Source organism: Polaribacter sp., assembly GCF_965660385.1.
Classification (GTDB): domain Bacteria; phylum Bacteroidota; class Bacteroidia; order Flavobacteriales; family Flavobacteriaceae; genus Polaribacter.
Map to the genome: position 1 here is coordinate 38349 of NZ_CBFHZT010000022.1, position 18634 is coordinate 56982.

Annotated in this window: 16 protein-coding genes; 6 read left to right on the plus strand and 10 right to left on the minus strand. The window is 30.7% G+C overall.

Annotated elements, in window-relative coordinates; translation table 11 throughout:
* The 7 genes from ruvA to ACTG3V_RS08575 all read right to left on the minus strand — a co-directional run bounded on the left by ruvA (position 1) and on the right by ACTG3V_RS08575 (position 10183).
* A complete protein-coding gene (ruvA, locus tag ACTG3V_RS08545) occupies positions 1-582 on the minus strand; it encodes a Holliday junction branch migration protein RuvA (RefSeq protein WP_439131741.1) in 582 nt (193 codons plus the stop codon).
* 26 nt (positions 583-608) lie between these two features.
* Positions 609-2888 carry an NADP-dependent malic enzyme gene (locus ACTG3V_RS08550; protein WP_439131742.1) on the minus strand — a complete coding sequence of 760 codons (2280 nt, stop codon included), beginning with the start codon at positions 2886-2888 and terminating at the stop codon, positions 609-611.
* Between the two features lie 91 nt (positions 2889-2979).
* Entirely contained in the window at positions 2980-4719 is a 1740-nt protein-coding gene (locus ACTG3V_RS08555; RefSeq protein ID WP_439131743.1) for a glycosidase, read from the minus strand.
* 25 nt (positions 4720-4744) lie between these two features.
* Positions 4745-5683, minus strand: a complete 939-nt coding sequence (locus tag ACTG3V_RS08560; protein WP_439131744.1) for a carbohydrate kinase family protein — start codon at positions 5681-5683, stop codon at positions 4745-4747.
* Between the two features lie 52 nt (positions 5684-5735).
* Positions 5736-7052, minus strand: a complete 1317-nt coding sequence (locus ACTG3V_RS08565) for an MFS transporter (protein WP_439131757.1) — start codon at positions 7050-7052, stop codon at positions 5736-5738.
* Positions 7042-7407 carry a glutaredoxin family protein gene (locus ACTG3V_RS08570; protein WP_439131745.1) on the minus strand — a complete coding sequence of 122 codons (366 nt, stop codon included), beginning with the start codon at positions 7405-7407 and terminating at the stop codon, positions 7042-7044. Before ACTG3V_RS08570 ends, ACTG3V_RS08565 begins: the two co-directional genes overlap by 11 nt.
* Before the next feature lie 151 nt (positions 7408-7558).
* A complete protein-coding gene (locus tag ACTG3V_RS08575; RefSeq protein WP_439131747.1) occupies positions 7559-10183 on the minus strand; it encodes a TonB-dependent receptor domain-containing protein in 2625 nt (874 codons plus the stop codon).
* A gap of 180 nt (positions 10184-10363) precedes the next feature.
* Between ACTG3V_RS08575 and ACTG3V_RS08580 the strand changes: the two genes are divergently transcribed.
* Positions 10364-11392 (plus strand): LacI family DNA-binding transcriptional regulator, encoded by a 1029-nt coding sequence (locus tag ACTG3V_RS08580; protein ID WP_439131758.1) that lies wholly within the window; start codon positions 10364-10366, stop codon positions 11390-11392.
* Positions 11393-11729: 337 nt separating this feature from the next.
* Here the strand turns inward: ACTG3V_RS08580 and ACTG3V_RS08585 are convergent, their stop codons facing one another.
* Entirely contained in the window at positions 11730-12548 is an 819-nt protein-coding gene (locus tag ACTG3V_RS08585; RefSeq protein WP_439131748.1) for a carboxypeptidase-like regulatory domain-containing protein, read from the minus strand.
* A gap of 229 nt (positions 12549-12777) precedes the next feature.
* On the opposite strand from ACTG3V_RS08585, the gene ACTG3V_RS08590 reads away from it, so the two are divergent.
* Positions 12778-15252: a DUF5686 and carboxypeptidase regulatory-like domain-containing protein gene (locus tag ACTG3V_RS08590; protein WP_439131749.1), complete on the plus strand. Its 2475-nt coding sequence runs from the start codon at positions 12778-12780 to the stop codon at positions 15250-15252.
* A 19-nt stretch (positions 15253-15271) separates the two neighbouring features.
* Positions 15272-15514, plus strand: coding sequence for a MoaD/ThiS family protein (locus ACTG3V_RS08595; protein WP_439131750.1), 243 nt, complete (start codon positions 15272-15274; stop codon positions 15512-15514).
* Between the two features lie 53 nt (positions 15515-15567).
* On the opposite strand, the gene ACTG3V_RS08600 is transcribed toward ACTG3V_RS08595, so the two are convergent.
* On the minus strand, positions 15568-15840 hold the full coding sequence (locus tag ACTG3V_RS08600; RefSeq protein WP_439131751.1) for a DUF3817 domain-containing protein: 273 nt from the start codon (positions 15838-15840) through the stop codon (positions 15568-15570).
* 92 nt (positions 15841-15932) lie between these two features.
* On the opposite strand from ACTG3V_RS08600, the gene ACTG3V_RS08605 reads away from it, so the two are divergent.
* Positions 15933-16355 (plus strand): molybdenum cofactor biosynthesis protein MoaE, encoded by a 423-nt coding sequence (locus tag ACTG3V_RS08605; protein WP_439131752.1) that lies wholly within the window; start codon positions 15933-15935, stop codon positions 16353-16355.
* Between the two features lie 22 nt (positions 16356-16377).
* Here the strand turns inward: ACTG3V_RS08605 and ACTG3V_RS08610 are convergent, their stop codons facing one another.
* The gene (locus tag ACTG3V_RS08610; protein ID WP_439131753.1) at positions 16378-17745 is read right to left on the minus strand and encodes a saccharopine dehydrogenase family protein; all 1368 of its coding nucleotides are present in this window, start codon (positions 17743-17745) and stop codon (positions 16378-16380) included.
* Between the two features lie 70 nt (positions 17746-17815).
* On the opposite strand from ACTG3V_RS08610, the gene ACTG3V_RS08615 reads away from it, so the two are divergent.
* Together ACTG3V_RS08615 and ACTG3V_RS08620 are read left to right on the plus strand one after the other, a co-directional pair.
* Positions 17816-18193 (plus strand): DUF423 domain-containing protein, encoded by a 378-nt coding sequence (locus tag ACTG3V_RS08615; protein ID WP_439131754.1) that lies wholly within the window; start codon positions 17816-17818, stop codon positions 18191-18193.
* A gap of 86 nt (positions 18194-18279) precedes the next feature.
* On the plus strand, positions 18280-18634 hold a 355-nt coding region (locus ACTG3V_RS08620; RefSeq protein WP_439131755.1), incomplete at its 3' end, for a phosphoenolpyruvate carboxykinase (ATP).

Below are 18634 nucleotides of genomic sequence, written 5' to 3' on the forward strand. Positions count from 1 at the left end.
TTATAAATTTTTTAAAGCTAGTTTTATGATTTTTTCTACAGTTGCGTCTGGGTTTTCTTTTAAAACAGCATTTACAATTTTGTCTGATTGTTTGCGCTGAAAACCTAAGACTTCTAAAGCAGATAACGCTTCATCTTTATTCGTATTGCTCGCAGTTACAGAAACTTCATCAATATCAAAGGTTTTAAGAATTTTATCTTTTAAATCTACGATAACTCTTTGAGCTGTTTTTGCGCCAATTCCTTTTACTGATTGAATGACTCTTACATTTTCTGAGGCAATTGCATTTTGAATTTCTTCTGAGGTCATTGACGAGCACATTGTTCTTGCAATACTTGGCCCCACACCAGAAACAGAAATTAGCAGTTTAAAAACCTCTCTTTCAGTTTTATTGATAAAACCAAAAAGCGTGTGAGCATCTTCTCTGATAGATAAATGTGTATATAAAACTACATTTTCATCTGTTGGTAATGCAGAAAAAGTATTTAAAGAAATGTGCAGTAAATACCCAACACCATTGCAATCAACAACTACTTCTGTAGGGTTTTTTTCAACAAGTCGTCCTCTAATTTGTGTTATCATAAACTAATATTAACGCCCCAAAAGTACTATTTTTTATTCTTTTCTCTTTGTTGCGCATCAACAGCTGCTAATGCAGCCATATTTACCATTTCATCTACACTTGCCCCCAATTGTAAAACATGTACAGCTTTACTTAAACCCAAAATAACAGGCCCAATAGACTCAGCTTTTTCAACTTGCTTTAATAATTTATACGTAATGTTTGCAGACTCTAAATTCGGAAAGATTAATACGTTTACTTTTTTACCATTAAGCTTAGAAAAAGGGAATTTTTTTGCGAGCATTTCTGGATTTAAGGCAAAATCAGCCTGAATTTCTCCGTCTACAACAGCATCCGGAAAATGACGATGAATGTAAGATACAGCTTCTCTAATTTTTTTGGAGGTTTCTGTGTTCGATGAACCAAAATTCGAAAACGAAAGCATAGCCACATGAGGTTTCATACCAAACATTTTCGCAAGCTTCGAGGTCATTTGTGATATTTTAACCAAATCTTTTGCACTTGGGTTGATATTTATTGTAGTATCTGCTAAAAAAATTGGGCCTTGTTGGGTTAACATTAAGTTACATGCTGCAATTTTAGAAATTCCTTTATCTTTTTCAATTAGTTCTAAAATAGGTTTTACCACAGTTGGGTAAGGTCTTGAATATCCTGTGATTAAAGCGTCAGCTTCGTTTTCATTTACCATCATTGCACCAAAATAGTTACGCTCTCGCATTAATTTTTTAGCCTCAGTAAGTGTTTTCCCTTTTCGCTGTCTTTTTATCCAATAAGCTTCACCAAAACGATGTCTTCTTTCTCTTTCTTCATCTGTTTTTGGATCTAAAATTGGCACATCATCTGTAAAACCAATTTCTTCTTTTAAAGCTAAAATCAGTTCTTTTCTTCCTAATAAAATCGGGTGTCCTAATTTTTCTTCGTGAACTCTTTGTGCTGCTTTTAAAACATCTAACTGATCTGCTTCTGCAAATACAATTTTTTTTCTATCGCTTTTAGCTCTATTATGTATTAATCGAATTTCTTTACTTCCAGATCCAGAACGCTCCATGAGTTCATCTCTGTATTTATCCCAATCTGAAATTGGTTCTAAAGCTACTCCAGAATCCATAGCTGCTTTTGCAATTGCAGGCGGAATTTCATATATCAACCTTGGATCAAAAGGTTTTGGAATAATATATTCAACACCAAAAGTTAAGCTCACTTCATCATACACAATATTTACCTGTTCAGGAACAGATTTTTTAGCCAAATCAGCTAAAGCGTGTACAGCAGCCAATTTCATTTCTTCATTAATTTTAGTGGCTCTGACATCTAGTGCTCCTCTAAAAATAAATGGGAATCCCAGTACATTATTTACTTGATTTGGGTGATCGGATCTACCAGTTGCCATGATAATATCTTTTCTTGTAGCTACTGCCAAATCATAATCGATTTCTGGAACAGGATTTGCCATTGCAAAGACAATTGGATTCTTTGCCATAGATAGTAACATTTTTGGTGAAACTACATTACCCATTGATAAACCAATAAACACATCTGCGTTTTGCATGGCTTCATTTAAGGTAGTTAGGTCTTTTGATGTGGCAAATTCTGCTTTTTGCGAAGTGAGGTTGTCTCTATCTTTTCTGATAACACCTTTGCTATCGCACATTACAATATTCTCTCTTTTTACGCCTAATTTTAAGTACAATCGAGCACAAGAAATGGCAGCAGCACCTGCACCATTAACAACCATTGTAATTTTAGAAATATCTTTTTGAGAAATTTCTACTGCATTTTTTAAAGCAGCTGCAGAGATTATTGCAGTTCCATGTTGGTCATCATGCATAACAGGAATATTCAACTCTTCTTTTAAGCGTCTTTCTATTTCAAAAGCTTCTGGTGCTTTGATATCCTCTAAATTAATGCCGCCAAAAGTTGGTGCAATCGCTTTTACAGTTTCTACAAATTTATCAACATCTGTGGCATCTACCTCAATATCAAAAACATCAATGTCTGCAAAAATTTTGAATAGTAAACCTTTTCCTTCCATTACAGGTTTTGAAGCTTCTGGGCCAATATCACCCAAACCTAAAACAGCAGTTCCGTTAGAAATTACAGCCACTAGATTACCTTTAGAAGTGTATTTGTATGCGTTGTTCTTGTCTTTTTCAATCTCTAAACAAGGTTCTGCAACACCTGGAGAATATGCCAGAGCTAAATCGTGCTGAGTAGCATATTTTTTTGTAGGGACTACTGCAATTTTACCTGGTTTTGGTTTTGCATGGTAGAGTAAAGCCTCGTGTCTTTTTCTGGAATTGCTCATAAAAATCTACTATTTGTTTGTAAAGTACAAATATAGGTTTTTCAAGCAAAGCATAAATGAAATTGCCAAAGAATAACACTGTAAATAAGGTTTAGAAAGTCATTTTTTTTGTGATGTTGTTTTCAGAAAAATTGATGGAAAAAGAAAGTGTGTTTAAATTTGCTTTTAAATGTGCAAATTCGTTCTTGTTAGTCCAAGTTATATCTAATTCGTTTACTTTAGAATCATCGATTACTACTTTACCTAAAAAAGCTTTAGAAGTATTTCTTAATCGCATTATTTTAAGTTGATTTAGAACAACTTCTTTTTTAAGGCCAATTTCTATATCTTTATTTGAAAGCGTTGTTCTATTAATTTCTTTATGTCCTCCACTAGTACCACTATCTGCAGCAGCATAATTATTTTTACCAGCAAAAATATCTAAATACCAAACTTGTGGAATTCCTGGCATAAACATTTGAATAGCCCTTGCTAATACTAATTTTTGTTCATTTTCACCTAAAGCACTAAAAAAAGTTGCGTTGACTTGGTAATATGAAATTTTATTTCCAGAGGCATCAAACAAGTTTTTTACTCTTCCACCACGTTCTAAAACAGTATTCATTATCGTTTCAATCTCAGCATCCTCTAATAAACCCTTATTGTATTTTCCATCAACTTCTTTTCCTTTTAAATCTAATACAGGAATTCCATCATGGCAACCCAACATATTTACTGTTTTATATCCTTTGTTTATAATTTCTTTTGCCCATGTTAAAAGCGCATTAGAATTTGCAGTTTCAAGAGTATGAATCATTAAGCCTGGTAAGAAAAAATCATAGATTTGATAACCTTCTTGTGCAACCTCGTCATGTAAATTTAAACCATATTCAGCATGAATTTCTGGTAAAAGAATTAAATCATTTTTTTTAGCAATTTGATTAATTCTATCTAAATATTGCCAAGTACCGGGTTTGTTAAAAAAGTTAGATTGACCAATTTCTTTGTGCAGATAAGCAAAAGCATCTAAGCGTAATATTTTACATCCAAAACTCTTTACCTTAGCTAAAGTTTCTTCGTAAAAATCCCAAACTAATTCAGATTTGGCATTCACATCCATTTGACCTAAATAAGTTGCTTTGCGGTAAATTAATAGTAACACTTCTTGTTTATATTTATTGAAATCCTCAAAATGTAAAGAAGAAAGATTTTCATTTTTAAGAATAGCTGAATTGATTTTATGACAAACCAATTCAGCTTTTTCTGAAAGTTGGGGTATAGCTTCAGTGATGTCTTTTTGTGAAATTTTTTTGTATTTAATTTCTTGATAAAAAGTGTTCCAATAGGGTTTTTCAGAACCATCAGGAAAAGGAACTTTTAAAATGGGTAATCCAGATTTTCTCATAAATAATTTACTAAGAAATTCTTCTTTTGGAATTACAATGCCATTTTCATTTTTTGTTCCATTTTCTTTCCAAAAAGTATTCCAATTGATAAAAAAATCTTTGTATTTAGATGCTTCTCCTTTTTCTAAAAGATCTTTAAATTGTGGAGAATTTACAGATAAATGATTGAGAACAATATCAAACTTGAGCATGATGTTCAGTTTTTCTAATGCTTTTAAATCTTCTTTAGAAACTAAATCTTTATTTAGGTTATAATCTATTACTGAAAACCCTCTATCTAAATCACTATTAAAAAAAGTAGGCAACACATAAAACAGAGAAAATACATCTTTAAAATCTTCTTTTTGAAGCATTTTAATAGTATCACTTAAATTTGTTCCAATACTATCTGGATATGCGTTTAGCATAACACCATTAGAAATTGTAGTATTTTTTTCTGATGACATAAAAAAGTTGTTTTTTAATTAAAACTTATAAAAGTTTTGATAAAATATTGATGTTGTTGGGTAATCTACCTACGTTCTGCAGTTTTAAAGCAGCTAGTTTTAAAGCAACCTGTAAACATTCTTCAATAGATTTTTTTTTAATATAAGCAAAAAGAAAACCAGACCAAAAAGCGTCTCCTGCACCAGTGGTATCCATTACTTTTTCTATTTTAATTGCTGGTAATTCAATTGTTTTTTCTCCTTTTTGAGATAGTTTTACACCTTTACTACCCAAAGTTAAACATACAGTTTCTACACCTAGATTGTGAAAGAAGTCAAAAATTTCTTGATGAGGTAATGCTTTTTCAAAAAGACGCAACATATCATCTTCACTAATTTTTATTAGTGGATTGTATTGACAATAATTTTTAATAACCTGTAAAGCTTCTTCTCTACAACTCCAAAGTTTTTTGGCGTAATTGATGTCGATACTTAACTTACATCCTTTATTGTAAGCTTCTTCAGCTTTTTTAAGAATAGTAGTTTGTGCAGGGTTTTTACTTAACGCAAAACAAGTGGTATGAAAAATTTTGGTTTGTGATAAAATTTCAGCTGTAATTTGATTTTCTGAAATATCGCAATCTGCATCTCTATAAGGTAAAAAATCAGGTGTTCCATTTGATTTTGAAACAAATATGACACTTGTAGATTTGTTTTCTAATTTTTTGATGTTTGAAGTATTGATATTAATTTCTTCTAATCTTTTAAAAATATATTCTCCAAAACCATCATTTCCAACAGTGGAAATTAATGTGGCGTTTAAACCCAGTCTTTTGCAGTTCATAGCTACGTTAGCAGGCGAACCACCTAAATATCTGTGGTAATCTCTAGTTTCGTTTATTAGCACATTGTTTTGATGGCCTATAAAGTCTACTAAAACTTCTCCCACACATAATATATCTATGTTTTTATTACTTTTTTTCAAAATTAATTTCTTTATCGTTTTTCTATTTTTTTAGATAAATAGAATTTTAAATTTAGTCTGTAATTGATTTTGGTTCTTTAAGTCTAAGTCCTAAAAATGCAGCAATTATAAAAAATACACCTCCTAATAAAATAGCATTTACAGCGCTGTTATTTAAAAGGTTTTTTACAATTGGGCCAAAAGTTAATGTTTGAATTCCCATAGGGATTACAATCATCATATTTAAAATACCCATATAAACACCACGTCTTTCTTGTGGTACAATTTTAGATACCATAGCGTATGGAATACCCATCATTGCAGCCCAACCAATACCAAACAAAATCATAGGTAAAATAACCAAAGTTGGGTCTTGTATGTTTGGGATGCTAAGCATAGCAATACCTGTTAAAAATAAACTTACTACATACACTTTTTTACCTCCCCATTTTAAAGCTAATGGTACTAGAGCTAAGGCAAAAACAATGGTAGAAATATTGTAAGTTGTATTCATTTTTGCAGCCTGACTTAATGCTTCCGATTTATTAAAACCCATACTTTCTTCAAACATAGAGGAAATAAATTGCCAATAAATAAATAATGCATACCATTGAAAAAGATATACAGAAGCTAATTTCCACATAAATTTTGGCATATCTTTTATCGCATCAACAATTTCTTTGAAAGGTGTTTTTATTCGCTCAATAAAAGGTAAAGTATTGTGTTTTTCAATTTCTTGTAACTCGATATCTGATGGAGGAATTTCGGGTGTTTTAAGAACTGACCAAAGTATTGTTGAAACAGAAAGGATTGCACCTATAAAAAATGAATAATACAACCATTTAGGAATAACTGTAGCATTTTCTGTTATTGTTTCTGCACCACCAAACCAATCTTGAAAAAGAAAGATAGATGCATTGGCCAGTACAATACCAGCCCCAACAAATAGACTTTGCATTTGGTAGCCAAAACTCAATTGTTTGTTTGGTAATTTATCACCTACAAAAGCACGATAAGGCTCCATGGCCATATTATTACCAACATCTAGAATCCATAGTAAACCAACTGCAAACCATAGAGATGGACTATAAGGAAAAGCAAACAAACACAAACTACCTATTAAAGCACCAATTAAAAAAAATGGTTTTCTTCTTCCCCAACGTGGAGACCATGTTTTGTCTGAAATTGCTCCGATTATTGGTTGAATAATTAAACCTGTAACTGGACCAGCAAGATTTAACAAAGGTAAATCTTCATGATTTGCACCTAAAAATGAAAATATAGGATTAACAGCGGTTTGTTGTAAGCCAAAACTGAATTGAATCCCTAAGAATCCTACATTCATATTAAAGATTTGCCAGAAACTTAAATTAGGTTTTTTAATTTTCATCATTTTCTATTTTTTTAGCTAAAACTTTTAGAAACTCCTGTAAGTTGCCTTTGTTTAAAAAAACGTCTCCTTTATGATCTACTACTGGTAAGCTTAAAGTTTGTGTAGAAATATTATTTTTTTGAAGTTTTACTAACATTTCTTGCTCTTTTGCTTTGTTTACATCAATATCGTAATACGTGAATTTAATGTTTTTTTCTCTTAAAAAAGCTTTTGTATCCAAACAACTATGGCAACTATCACTACCATAAACAATCATTTTTTCTTTTTTCGATTCTTTATTTTGATGAAGTACCTCTTGAGCATTGCTATGAAGAGTGGTTAATAATAAAAAGGTAATTATGAATAGTTTCATTTTAAAATATCTTTAGAATTTGATGATTGTAGTTTTGTTTTACAAGAAATTAAACAAAGCTTTCTTGATAATGATTTTTTAAAACAGAGCCAATAAATTTCTCATTGGCTCTGTTTCTCATTCAAATTAATAATAAAAAACCACTTGTTATTTAAAAACTATATTGTAAAGTCATGGTTGTAGAACGACCAGAAATTGTTCTTGCAGCAGCCAAACCAGCAGCAATGTTTCCATTACCTTCTACTTCTGTAACACCAATTGTATCGAATAAATTGTTTGCATTTACACTTAAAGATAAGCCTTTGGTTAAACTTACTTTTGCCATAGCATTAATGTAAGCGTATCCTGGCATTACAAGGTCGTTATCATCCTGAGCAAAAGATTTAGATGTACCTAAAACGGTTATACCTAAAAGGTGTTGTTTTTCAGCTCCAAAAGCATAAGAAGGTGCAAAGTTGTATACAAAGTCTGCTTGTCTTCTTGGTTTATTACCTTTATTTGCTCCACCATCAATTTCTGCTTTTGTATAAGTAACAGAACCATTTAGACTAAAGTCTCCAAAACCTAAAGCAGATTCTACTTCTAAACCTAATGCTTTAAAAGGGTTTCCAACAGTTCTATTTAATTCGTTACTAATACCTTCATCTGTATTACTTACAAAACCAGTAATATTTAAAACACCATTATTTAATCTCTTTTTTAAACCAACTTCAAGTTGAGAGATTTCATCAAACTGTACATCTCCTAAACCATCTGCACCATAAGTATTTCTATCTGCAGCTCTACCAGAAGCCCCTTTACTATATCTTCCAAAAACAGCAGCACCATCATTAATTTTATAGTTTAAACCAGCAGAGTAAGAAACAAAATTATAATCGTCGCTAATTGCTTGACCTGGGTTTCCTGCTATTGTTGGTATTGTAGATTCGAAAGGACTAATTACACCATCATTATTGTAGTCAAAACCAATTAAATCTCCATTTGCATCTAAATTACTTAATTGACCAGAATTTATAGATCCATTAACATTTACGTTTTCGAAACGTACACTACCATCAAAATTTAATTTTTCAGAAATTTCTGCATCTACACCTACATAAGGAGAATTTACGTTATGCACTGTGTTGTACTTTCTTTGACAACAATTACCCCAAACTGGCTGGCCAAAAGAGTAAGCACCACCTTGCGAAAATCCTTCAAAAACACCTAATCTTGCTGTACCATTTCCTGCCACTTCAGAAATTGCAGAACTCCATTGCCATCCTATTTTAGTGTTTTGTGTTGCAGAGAACATTCCAACTGTTAGGCCAACGTTATCATTAATAGCTTTGGTTACTTTAATATCGCTAAAAAAGTTGCTTAAATCTTCGATAGTTACATCAAAATATCTAATATCTTGAGCCAAACCATTTGCAGGATTAAATGGTGAACCATCTTGAAAAGTTAAGGTTCCAGTTGCTCCTGAAGCACCCCTTACCAAAGCTTCTATATCTGCTACAGTTCCAACATTTGCAGTAAATGGAGCGTTCCATTGACCAGAATTGTTAGAGTATCTTGCTTTACCATTTACTTTCCAATCATCACCTAAATCAAAAGAAAATTCTGCACCAACTGAAGCGCTTACTGGGTTGTTACCACTTCTCATGTCATTTTGAGTAGGATTACCATCGTAAACACTGTAGGTATTTTGCATATTTACAGAATGTGGAGTGTCTGAAGTAATGTCAAAACCTGGTAAATTACCAAAAGTAGGATTAGCATTTGTACCTGTTAAAGCTACTGGCATAGGCATATACATTACACTTTTATCATTTAAATATTTAAAATAAGTACGTACATATCCATTTTTAAATTCTTTAGTAAGGTTGGCTTTTAATTGCCCTCCCTTATTACCTTGATAGCCTATTTTTCTTGGGCCTTCACCAACGCGCATGAAACCACCAATGTGATAATATAATCCTTCCCCAATTGGTGTACCATATTCAAAATCTAATCTACTTGTTTGAAAATCTAAACCATAAGTTGCACCTATGGTACCACCTTCTTTTCTTCCTGTTTTGCTTATCATATTAATAATTCCAGCAGGACCATTAGAGGTTTGTGTAGAAGCAGAACCACCTCTAATAGCTTCAACTCTTCCAATATTAGAGTCTATGCGTAAAAAGTTATCTGCGTTACCAAAAGAAGTATCACCAAACAACATTATTGGAAGTCCGTCTTCTTGCAATTGTAAATATCTAGATCCACCAGAAGAAACTGGTACACCACGCACGTTAAAATTTGCATTACCTTCACCACCAGAGGATTCTGCACGTATACCAGGAATACTTCTAAAAAGTTCACCCGCAGATCTTGGAGAAGCCTGAGCAATTTGTTTAACACCTACTGTAGAAACAGAAACACTCGACTCTATTTTAGATTTCGGGTTTACTACTCCTGTAACAATAATTTCATCTAATGATTGTGCATTTTCTTTAATAACAATGTTTACTTTTAGATTGCCATTTACTGTAATTTCTTTTGAGAAGTTATCGTAACCTATGTAAGAAGCAACAATTGTGTAAGTTCCATTAGTTACATTTGTAATTTCATAGTTACCGTCAAAATCAGTAATGGCTCCTTTAGTGGTACCTTTTAAAAGGATGTTGGCACCAGGAATTAGATTACCACTATCATCTTTTACACTACCAGAAATTGTTGACTGAGCAACAAACGCTGTGGATGCTAGCATAAGCACCATTAAAAGCAATTTTTTAAAGTTTAATTGTTTTTTCATTTTAGTATTAATTTAGTAAAAAAGTTAATTATTTTTTGTCAAATGTATTTTTATTCGACATTAAATTATGAAATAAATAAATCGAAAACGTTTTCGATTTGTCGAAAACGTTTTCGGTAAAGATAATTTACTATATTTAGAGGGTAAAAAAGCAACGTTAAATTTGTTTAAAAATATGATATTTTGGTAACACTAAAACAAATAGCAGAAGAGTTGGGTATTTCTATAACCACAGTATCAAAAGCCTTAAAAGAATACCCTGATGTTAGTAAAAAAACTAGAAAACTAGTTAGAGAAACAGCTGCTATGCTAAATTATAAGCCAAATTCTTTTGCGGTAAATTTAAGAACAAAAGAATCTAAAACCATTGGTTTAATAATTCCAGAAATTGTGCATCACTTTTTTTCAAGTGTTATTAAGGGCATTATCTCTCAAGCAGAAAAAAAAGGATATTTGGTAATTACCTTACAATCTAATGAATCTTTTGAGCTCGAAAAAAAACAATTGGATTTATTATTAAGTAAAAGGGTAGATGGTATTTTAATTTCTTTAGCCAATGGCACTGCAGATTATAAACATTTATTGGGAATTACTGAGCAACAAACACCCTTAGTGATGTTTGATAAAATTGCAAAATTGGTAAAATGCTCTAAAGTGATTATTGACGATAGAAAAGCAGCTTACAAAGCAACAGAATACTTAATACAAATAGGCTGTAAAAGAATTGCTCATTTTAGAGGGCCTTTATTGCCTCAAAACTCAATTGATAGATTTCTTGGGTATAAACAAGCTTTGTTAGATTACAATATTCCTTATGATGCCTCATTAGTATATATTAATGATTGTGGTGATAAAAGTTTTGAAGAAGGTAAAAATAATGCACGTCAATTACTTAAAGAACACAACGATGTAGATGGTATTTTTATTAATACAGATTTAGTAGCCATTGGTGCAATGACTGAGTTGATAAAAAATGGCATTAGAGTGCCAGAAGATATCAGTGTTGTTGGTTTTAGTAATTGGTTTATGTCATCCGTAATATCACCATCTTTAACAACGATAAACCAACCAGGTTTTGAAATGGGTAAAAAGGCATTTAAAATTTTATATAAAGAAATACAACATAAAAAAAAGAATAAAAAAATTACATTTAAAGAAGTGGTTTTAGAAACAGATTTAATTGTTAGAGATTCTACAAAACAACAATAAAGATTACTTTGGTTATGCTAAATCGTGTTGCGTTGCATATTTTTTAGTGGGTACAACTGCTATTTTACCCGGTTTTGGTTTTGCGTGATATAATAAAGCTTCATGTCTTTTTCTAGAATCGCTCATAAGTGATTTGTCTTGTATTCAATAGTTGACAAATATAGGGTTTTCATAGAAAGAGGACAGTGAATTTTTGGTTTTTAGAATAGGAAATTATTCTTACGTGTTATCTAAGTATTATAGTATTTCTGTATCAATTGAATTTTTGTGTATGAAAAAAAAAGTTACTTTTATGATAAAAATTGTTCAAGTACAAAATATGTTGAGCATAAAATAATTAATATTTTAACTCAATTGTTGTTAAATTTGGTGAACTTAGTTTTATAATAGTATCAGAGTAAGTAGTTATTCCGTTTTTGGATTTCTGTATATTAATTCTTGTATCACCATTTAAAATTGTTTCATAATTAAAAACAAAGTTTGAAGTCTTATTTATGAGGCGTATGGAATTATAATCTCTACTTTGTCTAAATTCCCAAACTGGGTTTAAGAAAGAGTAATCGTAAATTATTGTCGCATAAAAATAATCATTTTCTACAATAGGAGTAAAGTCATCTATCTTAATCTGGATTTTACCTTTCATAGGTGCTATAAAATCATTTTCTAAAATTGTGTCTCTATTATAAATTTGATGAAAAAAAACTTTAGCTTTAAATGCATCTATTACTCTTCCGTTTGAAGTAAAAGTAGTTTTCGGTTTTAAGTAATTGTTTGGTAGTGCATTACTTATTTGATTAACGTCAAAATACAAACCTAAATTTCCATTACTACCCTTTTCTATTTCATTATCTCGTAAAAATGCTAAAATTTTGTAAAAACCGTTCTTATCAGTTGTTGTGGTAGCTATTCTTCTTACTGCAGATAAAAAAATATGACTAGATGTATACTCTAAATTAATATCTGCACCAGCAATTGGTCTACCATCTTCTGTTCTTAATTGTCCTTTAAATTCAGTACAATCTTCCGTACAAATTTCGTTTGTGTCATCATCAACAAAGCAAGATGTAAAAAGGGTAACAGAAAAGAACAAAATTAGACTTTTTGTTAAGTGACGTAAAATGTGTTTCTGGATGTAATTTTGAAGTTTGTTTTCCATAGTTATGCTAAATTAAAGTTTTCATTCTAACTTTTGTTAAAAAACAGCACGTTTCCTAGGTTTTAACAATTTAGTAATATTGTTTGCTAAAAAATAGATATGAAAAGCAACCTTTGGTATAATAATTGAATCTTTTGTATTATATAATTACATAAGATGTTTAACAAAAATTAAAGATTTTTGGTAACAAATTGCCCTAAGTTTGCGTCTATCAATTAAAGCCAACCCAATGAAAAGAAATCTTTGTCTGCTTTTGTTGTTTATTTCATCAATAAGTATTGCTCAAGTAAAAGGAAAAATTACAGATATTAATAACGAGCCACTTTCGTTTGTAAGTATTTATCTTGATAAAACTGTAACTGGTACAACCTCTAATGATAATGGAGCGTATGTTTTAGAAATTAACAAAATTGGAAAACATACGATTGTTTTTCAATTTTTAGGATATAAAACGCTCAAAAAAGAAGTAAGTATTACGTCTTTTCCTTTTCAACTTGATGTGCAATTGGAAGAAGAGAACATTAAACTAGATGAAATTTCGATTTCTACAAAAGATAACCCTGCCAATAGAATTATAAGAAATGTAATTGCCAATAAGGATAAAAATACAGATAAGTTTGCAAAATACACCGCCAAATTTTACAGCAGAGGTTTGTATAGAATTAAAGATGCACCAGAAAAGTTTTTAGGGCAAAGTCTGGGCGATTTTGGTGGAGGTTTAGACTCTACAAGAAGTGGAATTATTTATCTTTCTGAAACGGTTTCTGAAATTAAATTTCAGAAAAACCCTAAGAATTTTAAAGAAAACATTATTGCATCTAAAGTGAGTGGTAGAGATAATGGCATCAGTTTTAATAGAGCTGAGGATGCCAATATCAACTTTTACAACAATAGTGTTGAATTTGGAAACGATTTAATTTCGCCAATTTCTACAAATGCATTTAGCTATTACACCTATGCATTAGAAGGTACTTTTTATGATAAAAATGGAAAACTGATTAGCAAGATTAACGTAATTCCCAAACGTAAAAACGATGCTGTTTTTAGTGGTTCATTATACATAGTAGAAGATGATTGGGCTTTATATGGGGCAGATGTTACAGTTTCTGGCGCACAAGTGAATATACCAGTTGTAGATTTTTTAAAACTGAAACAAAACTACAATTATGCTGAAGAAAATGATGCTTGGGTGTTAATTAGTCAGAGTATTGATTTTAAAGTAAATGCTTTTGGTTTTAAGTTCGATGGTCGATTTTCATCAGCCTATTCTAATTATAATTTTTCGCCAGGTTTTACAAAAAATACGTTTACAAACGAAGTGTTAACTTTTGAAAAAGAGGCCACTAAAAAAGATTCTGTTTTCTGGAATAATCTACGACCTGTACCTTTAACAAAAGAGGAAGTAAGAGATTATAAAATTAAAGATAGTATTAAAGTGGTTCGAAAATCAAAACCGTATTTAGATTCTATCAACAAAAAACAAAATAAGTTTAATGTCTTATCACCAATAATAGGCTATACGTATCGTAATTCTTACGAAAAATGGTCGCTCTCATTTAATGGTTTAATTGAAACTTTGAGTTTTAATACGGTGCAAGGATTTCATACTTCTTTAGGCGCTAGTTATTTTAAAAGTCAAGATGATAAAGGCAAATGGTGGTCAGCTGGTTTTGATGTTGATTATGGTTTTTCTGAACAAAAAGCAAGACCTACTTTTTATTTTAGTAAAAAATGGAATAATATTTCTAGACCGAGAATGTACATTACTGGTGGTGTAGCTACAGCACAATTTAACCGAAGAAACCCTATTAAAAAGTTAGATAATTTAATTCGTTCGTTAACAAGAAGGTTAAATTATATGAAAATTTACGAAAAGGAATTTGCTAGAATTGGGTATTCAGAAGAAATAACAAATGGTGTCTTTTTCTCTACTTCATTAGAATATGCCAATAGAAAACCATTATTTAATACTACAAACTATTCTTTTGCAAGGCAAAGCAAAAATGAACCTTATACATCTAACAATCCTTTAGAACCAGATAACTTTACTAGTTCTGTTTTTACAGAGCATAGCATTGCAACCCTAAATATTGGGGCAAGATTTGTGTTTGGACAAAAATACCTTTCTTACCCAGATCAAAAATTTAATTTAGATGAAGATAAATTGCCAACTTTATCTGTAAATTATAGAAAAACATTTGCAGCAGATAATGATGAGTTTAATGCAGACTTAATTACGGCTAGTTTAAAACAGAACATAGATATAGGAAATTATGGTAATTTTTTCTATTACGTAAGAGGAGGTGCTTTCTTAAAAAAGAAAAATATTGCTTTTATGGATAATTTACAAGTAAAAGGAAATCAGATGTTTATTGTTACAGATAGTAACCGTAAAAATAATTTTGGTTTGTTAGAGTATTATCGTTTTTATACCAATAACAGGTATGCAGAAGCACATATTGAGCATAATTTTAAAGGAGCTGTTTTGGCAAGGGTTCCGTTGTTGAATAAATTGAATTATCATTTAATAACCGGTGCAAAAACATTGTATATGGCAGATACCAAACAATATTCTGAAGTTTCTGTTGGAATGGAAAACATCGGTTTTGGTAAATGGCGCTTTTTAAGAGTTGATTATATAAAATCGTTTCACGATGGAAATCGAAGAGATGGGTTTTTACTTGGTATGAATTTATCTTTTTAAGTTGATTATCTTTGCAAAGATGATGGTTAAAACACTTTTTTTTGGAATAACAGCAGATTTAGTAAAAGCTTCAGAACTAGAAATTCTTGTTGATGAAAACACATCAGTTGCAGCTTTTAAAGCTAATTTAATAGAGCGTTTTTCTAGTTTAAAAAATATCAACTCTTATGCAATTGCGGTAAATGAAGCTTATGCAGAAGATGAGTTGTTACTAAAGGAAGGCGATGTTGTTGCTGTAATTCCGCCTGTTAGTGGAGGTTAACAATCCATTTCATCTATTTTTAGAATCTTGATAGATTATAAAAAACGCAACACTTAACGTAAATATTTTTTATCAACATAAAAAGTACCAAAAGGTATAATAGAACACAACATGATGATGCTTAGTGATTTATTATTCCAATCCATTTCTTTTTTTATCACAATAGCTAAAACAATATAGAGCATAAACAGAATTCCATGGGGCATACCTAACATTTTTACATAAGATGCATCGCCTTGTAAATATTTTATGGGTGTTGCAATAAATAATAAAAGTAGGTAAGAGATTCCTTCTAAAAAACTGACAATTCTAAAGATATTTTTCATCCTATTGTATTAAAGAAATATTATTGTACAAAGATACATGATGAATTATTACTTTTGCCTTAAGTACTGAATAAGTTTCAGTATCTCATAAAATGATGAGAACTTCTATAAAAATAACTTCACAAAAATTAAACCTGCAAGAATGTTACAATTTTGTAGAAGATGATGCTTGTGGAGGAATTGCTACATTTATAGGTACTGTAAGAAATGATACGCAAGGCAAAGAAGTAACACAGCTCGATTTTTCTACGTATAAACCAATGGCAATTAAAGAAATGCAAAAAATTGCTACGTTAGCTTTAGATAAGTTTGATATTCATAAAATTGCCATTCATCATGCAGAAGGAATGCTGCAAATAAAGGATATTCCAGTAATCATAACAGCTTCTGCAAAACACAGAAAAGCTGCTTTTTTAGCCTGTGAATTTGCGATTGATACCCTAAAAAAAACGGTTCCGATTTGGAAAAAAGAACATTTTTCCGATGGTGAAGTTTGGGTAAACACACATCCTTAACAATGTTTTTATAGTTAATTTTTTATCCAATTACATGATTTGGATTGTATCCTAAATAAGGTACTTTTTTTTCTGAAAATTGAATACCATAAGCCTCTAATTCTTTTAAAATCGGCAAATACACTTCTTTAGCTATTGGCAATTGTACCCCAGGTGTTTTTATTTCTCCTTTTAAAATTTTTAAAGTAGCAATAGCAACTGGCAAACCTACAGTTTTTGCCATAGCTGTATACGTTTGATTTTCGCCAATTACCATTAAGCTACTTTCTATTTGCTGTTTTTTGCCATTAATTTCGTAGCCAAATAAATGTTGCATTACAATCATGTCTTTATCCTCTTTTTTTAACGTCCAAGAGTCTTCTAAAATTTTTTGTAATATTTGAGCAGGAGTTGCATTTTTTAGTCCTACTTTTTTATTTGGATTAAAAATATCTAGCTCAACTAATTTTTCCCACATTACATCATCTTGATCAATTTTTAAATAAGAGCGTAATTTTAATTCTACAGAATCTGAAGGAGAATAGGCTAAAAACAGGTTTACAAAGTCGCGATAACTCATCTGTTCAGAATTTTCTATGGTGTACGAATCGTCAGTCATCCCTAATTGTACAAAAATATTCCAAGCCCTAGAAAACCCGACTTTTCTTATGGTACCTCTATACATTGTGGGTATTTCTTGTAAACCATAAACATCCCTATATTTTAAAGAATCTCTATTTGCGTAGGCTTCAAACTTTGTATTGTTAATGGTTAAAAACTCGGTTCGTCTAAATAATTTATGATAAGGTATATATTTATACGTATTTTCTTGAATAAACATTGCAGCACCCCCTTGTCCTGCCAAAACCACGTTTCTTGGATTCCAAGTAAATTTATAATTCCATAAATTGGTATCACTTTCAGGAGCCACTAAACCACCACAAAAAGATTCAAATAACAATAGTTTTGCATTCTTATCTCTAAGGCTATGAATTACTTTCATAGCGCTCATATGGTCTAAACCTGGATCCAAACCAATTTCATTCATAAAAACCAATCCTCTGTCTTTAACTTGAGCGTCTAAAGCTTTCATTTCTTTAGAAATATAAGAAGCTGTAACCAGATGTTTTCCATATTTTATGCAATCTTTTGCAATTTCAATATGTAAACTTGCAGGAAGCATCGAAATAACAATATCGCAATTTTCAATATTTTCTTTTCGTTGATGTGCATCAAAAACATCAAACTTTATTATGTTTATTTTTTTAGAATGATGCACCAATTTTTTCGCATTTTCTATGTGGATGTCACCAATGGTGAGAAATATATTTTCTTCATCAGGTTTTTCTAATAAGTATTTAATTAAATAAGAACTTGATTTTCCAGCGCCAATAAGTAGTATATTTTTCATGAAGAATACTGTATTTTTGTATTTTGTAAAGCTATTTTAATTGTTTAAAATTAAACAAAAAATAACAATAATGTTTAAAAAATTAGTAATCACCTGTTTTTTAGGTCTTTCAGCAGTTATTTTAGGAGCTTTTGGAGCGCATGCGCTAAAAGAAACTTTAAGTCCAGATCAATTACAAAGTTTTGAAACAGCAGTGCGTTATCAAATGTATCACACTATTGTTTTGTTATTTGTTAATATGTATGAAGGTTTTTCACCTAAACAAAAAAATATCATAAGTTCCCTTTTTCTTTTCGGTATTTTGCTTTTTTCAGGGTCTATTTATGCCATTCAGTTAACAGCAATTTCAGCAAAATCAATTTGGTTTATAACACCTTTGGGTGGCTTATTTCTTATAATGGGTTGGCTTTCAATGATTATAATATTCGTAAGAAAATTAAAAAATTGATAAAAATTTCATATTTTTTTTGGTTAATATACTTCAGTTTTAAATTATTGTGTAATTTTGTATGATACTAAATAAAAAATATTGATATGGTAGATACAAATACGAAATCGATTTCGTTAAATCATCTAGGAATCAAGAATGCTACAATTCGTTATCAACTAACTTCAAACGAATTACATCAAGAAACATTGCAAAAAAAACTAGGTTTTGAATCTTCTTTAGGAGCAATTGCTGTAAATACAGGAGAGTTTACTGGTAGATCTCCAATGGATCGTTTTATTGTAAAAGATGAAATTACAAAAGACAAAGTTTGGTGGAGTAATATCAACTTGCCTTTCGAGGAAGATAAGTTTGAAAGACTCTTTGATAAAGTAGTGAATTATTTATCGAATAAAGAAATTTTTGTTAGAGATAGTTATGCATGTGCAGACGAAAATTACA

Bases quoted from the DNA above. Each gene is read 5' to 3' on its own strand.
- ruvA (WP_439131741.1), bottom strand. From the start codon at position 582: ATGATAACACAAATTAGAGGACGACTTGTTGAAAAAAACCCTACAGAA.
- ACTG3V_RS08550 (WP_439131742.1), bottom strand. From the start codon at position 2,888: ATGAGCAATTCCAGAAAAAGACACGAGGCTTTACTCTACCATGCAAAA.
- ACTG3V_RS08555 (WP_439131743.1), bottom strand. From the start codon at position 4,719: ATGTCATCAGAAAAAAATACTACAATTTCTAATGGTGTTATGCTAAAC.
- ACTG3V_RS08565 (WP_439131757.1), bottom strand. From the start codon at position 7,052: ATGAAAATTAAAAAACCTAATTTAAGTTTCTGGCAAATCTTTAATATG.
- ACTG3V_RS08570 (WP_439131745.1), bottom strand. From the start codon at position 7,407: ATGAAACTATTCATAATTACCTTTTTATTATTAACCACTCTTCATAGC.
- ACTG3V_RS08575 (WP_439131747.1), bottom strand. From the start codon at position 10,183: ATGAAAAAACAATTAAACTTTAAAAAATTGCTTTTAATGGTGCTTATG.
- ACTG3V_RS08585 (WP_439131748.1), bottom strand. From the start codon at position 12,548: ATGGAAAACAAACTTCAAAATTACATCCAGAAACACATTTTACGTCAC.
- ACTG3V_RS08590 (WP_439131749.1), top strand. From the start codon at position 12,778: ATGAAAAGAAATCTTTGTCTGCTTTTGTTGTTTATTTCATCAATAAGT.
- ACTG3V_RS08595 (WP_439131750.1), top strand. From the start codon at position 15,272: ATGATGGTTAAAACACTTTTTTTTGGAATAACAGCAGATTTAGTAAAA.
- ACTG3V_RS08600 (WP_439131751.1), bottom strand. From the start codon at position 15,840: ATGAAAAATATCTTTAGAATTGTCAGTTTTTTAGAAGGAATCTCTTAC.
- ACTG3V_RS08605 (WP_439131752.1), top strand. From the start codon at position 15,933: ATGATGAGAACTTCTATAAAAATAACTTCACAAAAATTAAACCTGCAA.
- ACTG3V_RS08610 (WP_439131753.1), bottom strand. From the start codon at position 17,745: ATGAAAAATATACTACTTATTGGCGCTGGAAAATCAAGTTCTTATTTA.
- ACTG3V_RS08615 (WP_439131754.1), top strand. From the start codon at position 17,816: ATGTTTAAAAAATTAGTAATCACCTGTTTTTTAGGTCTTTCAGCAGTT.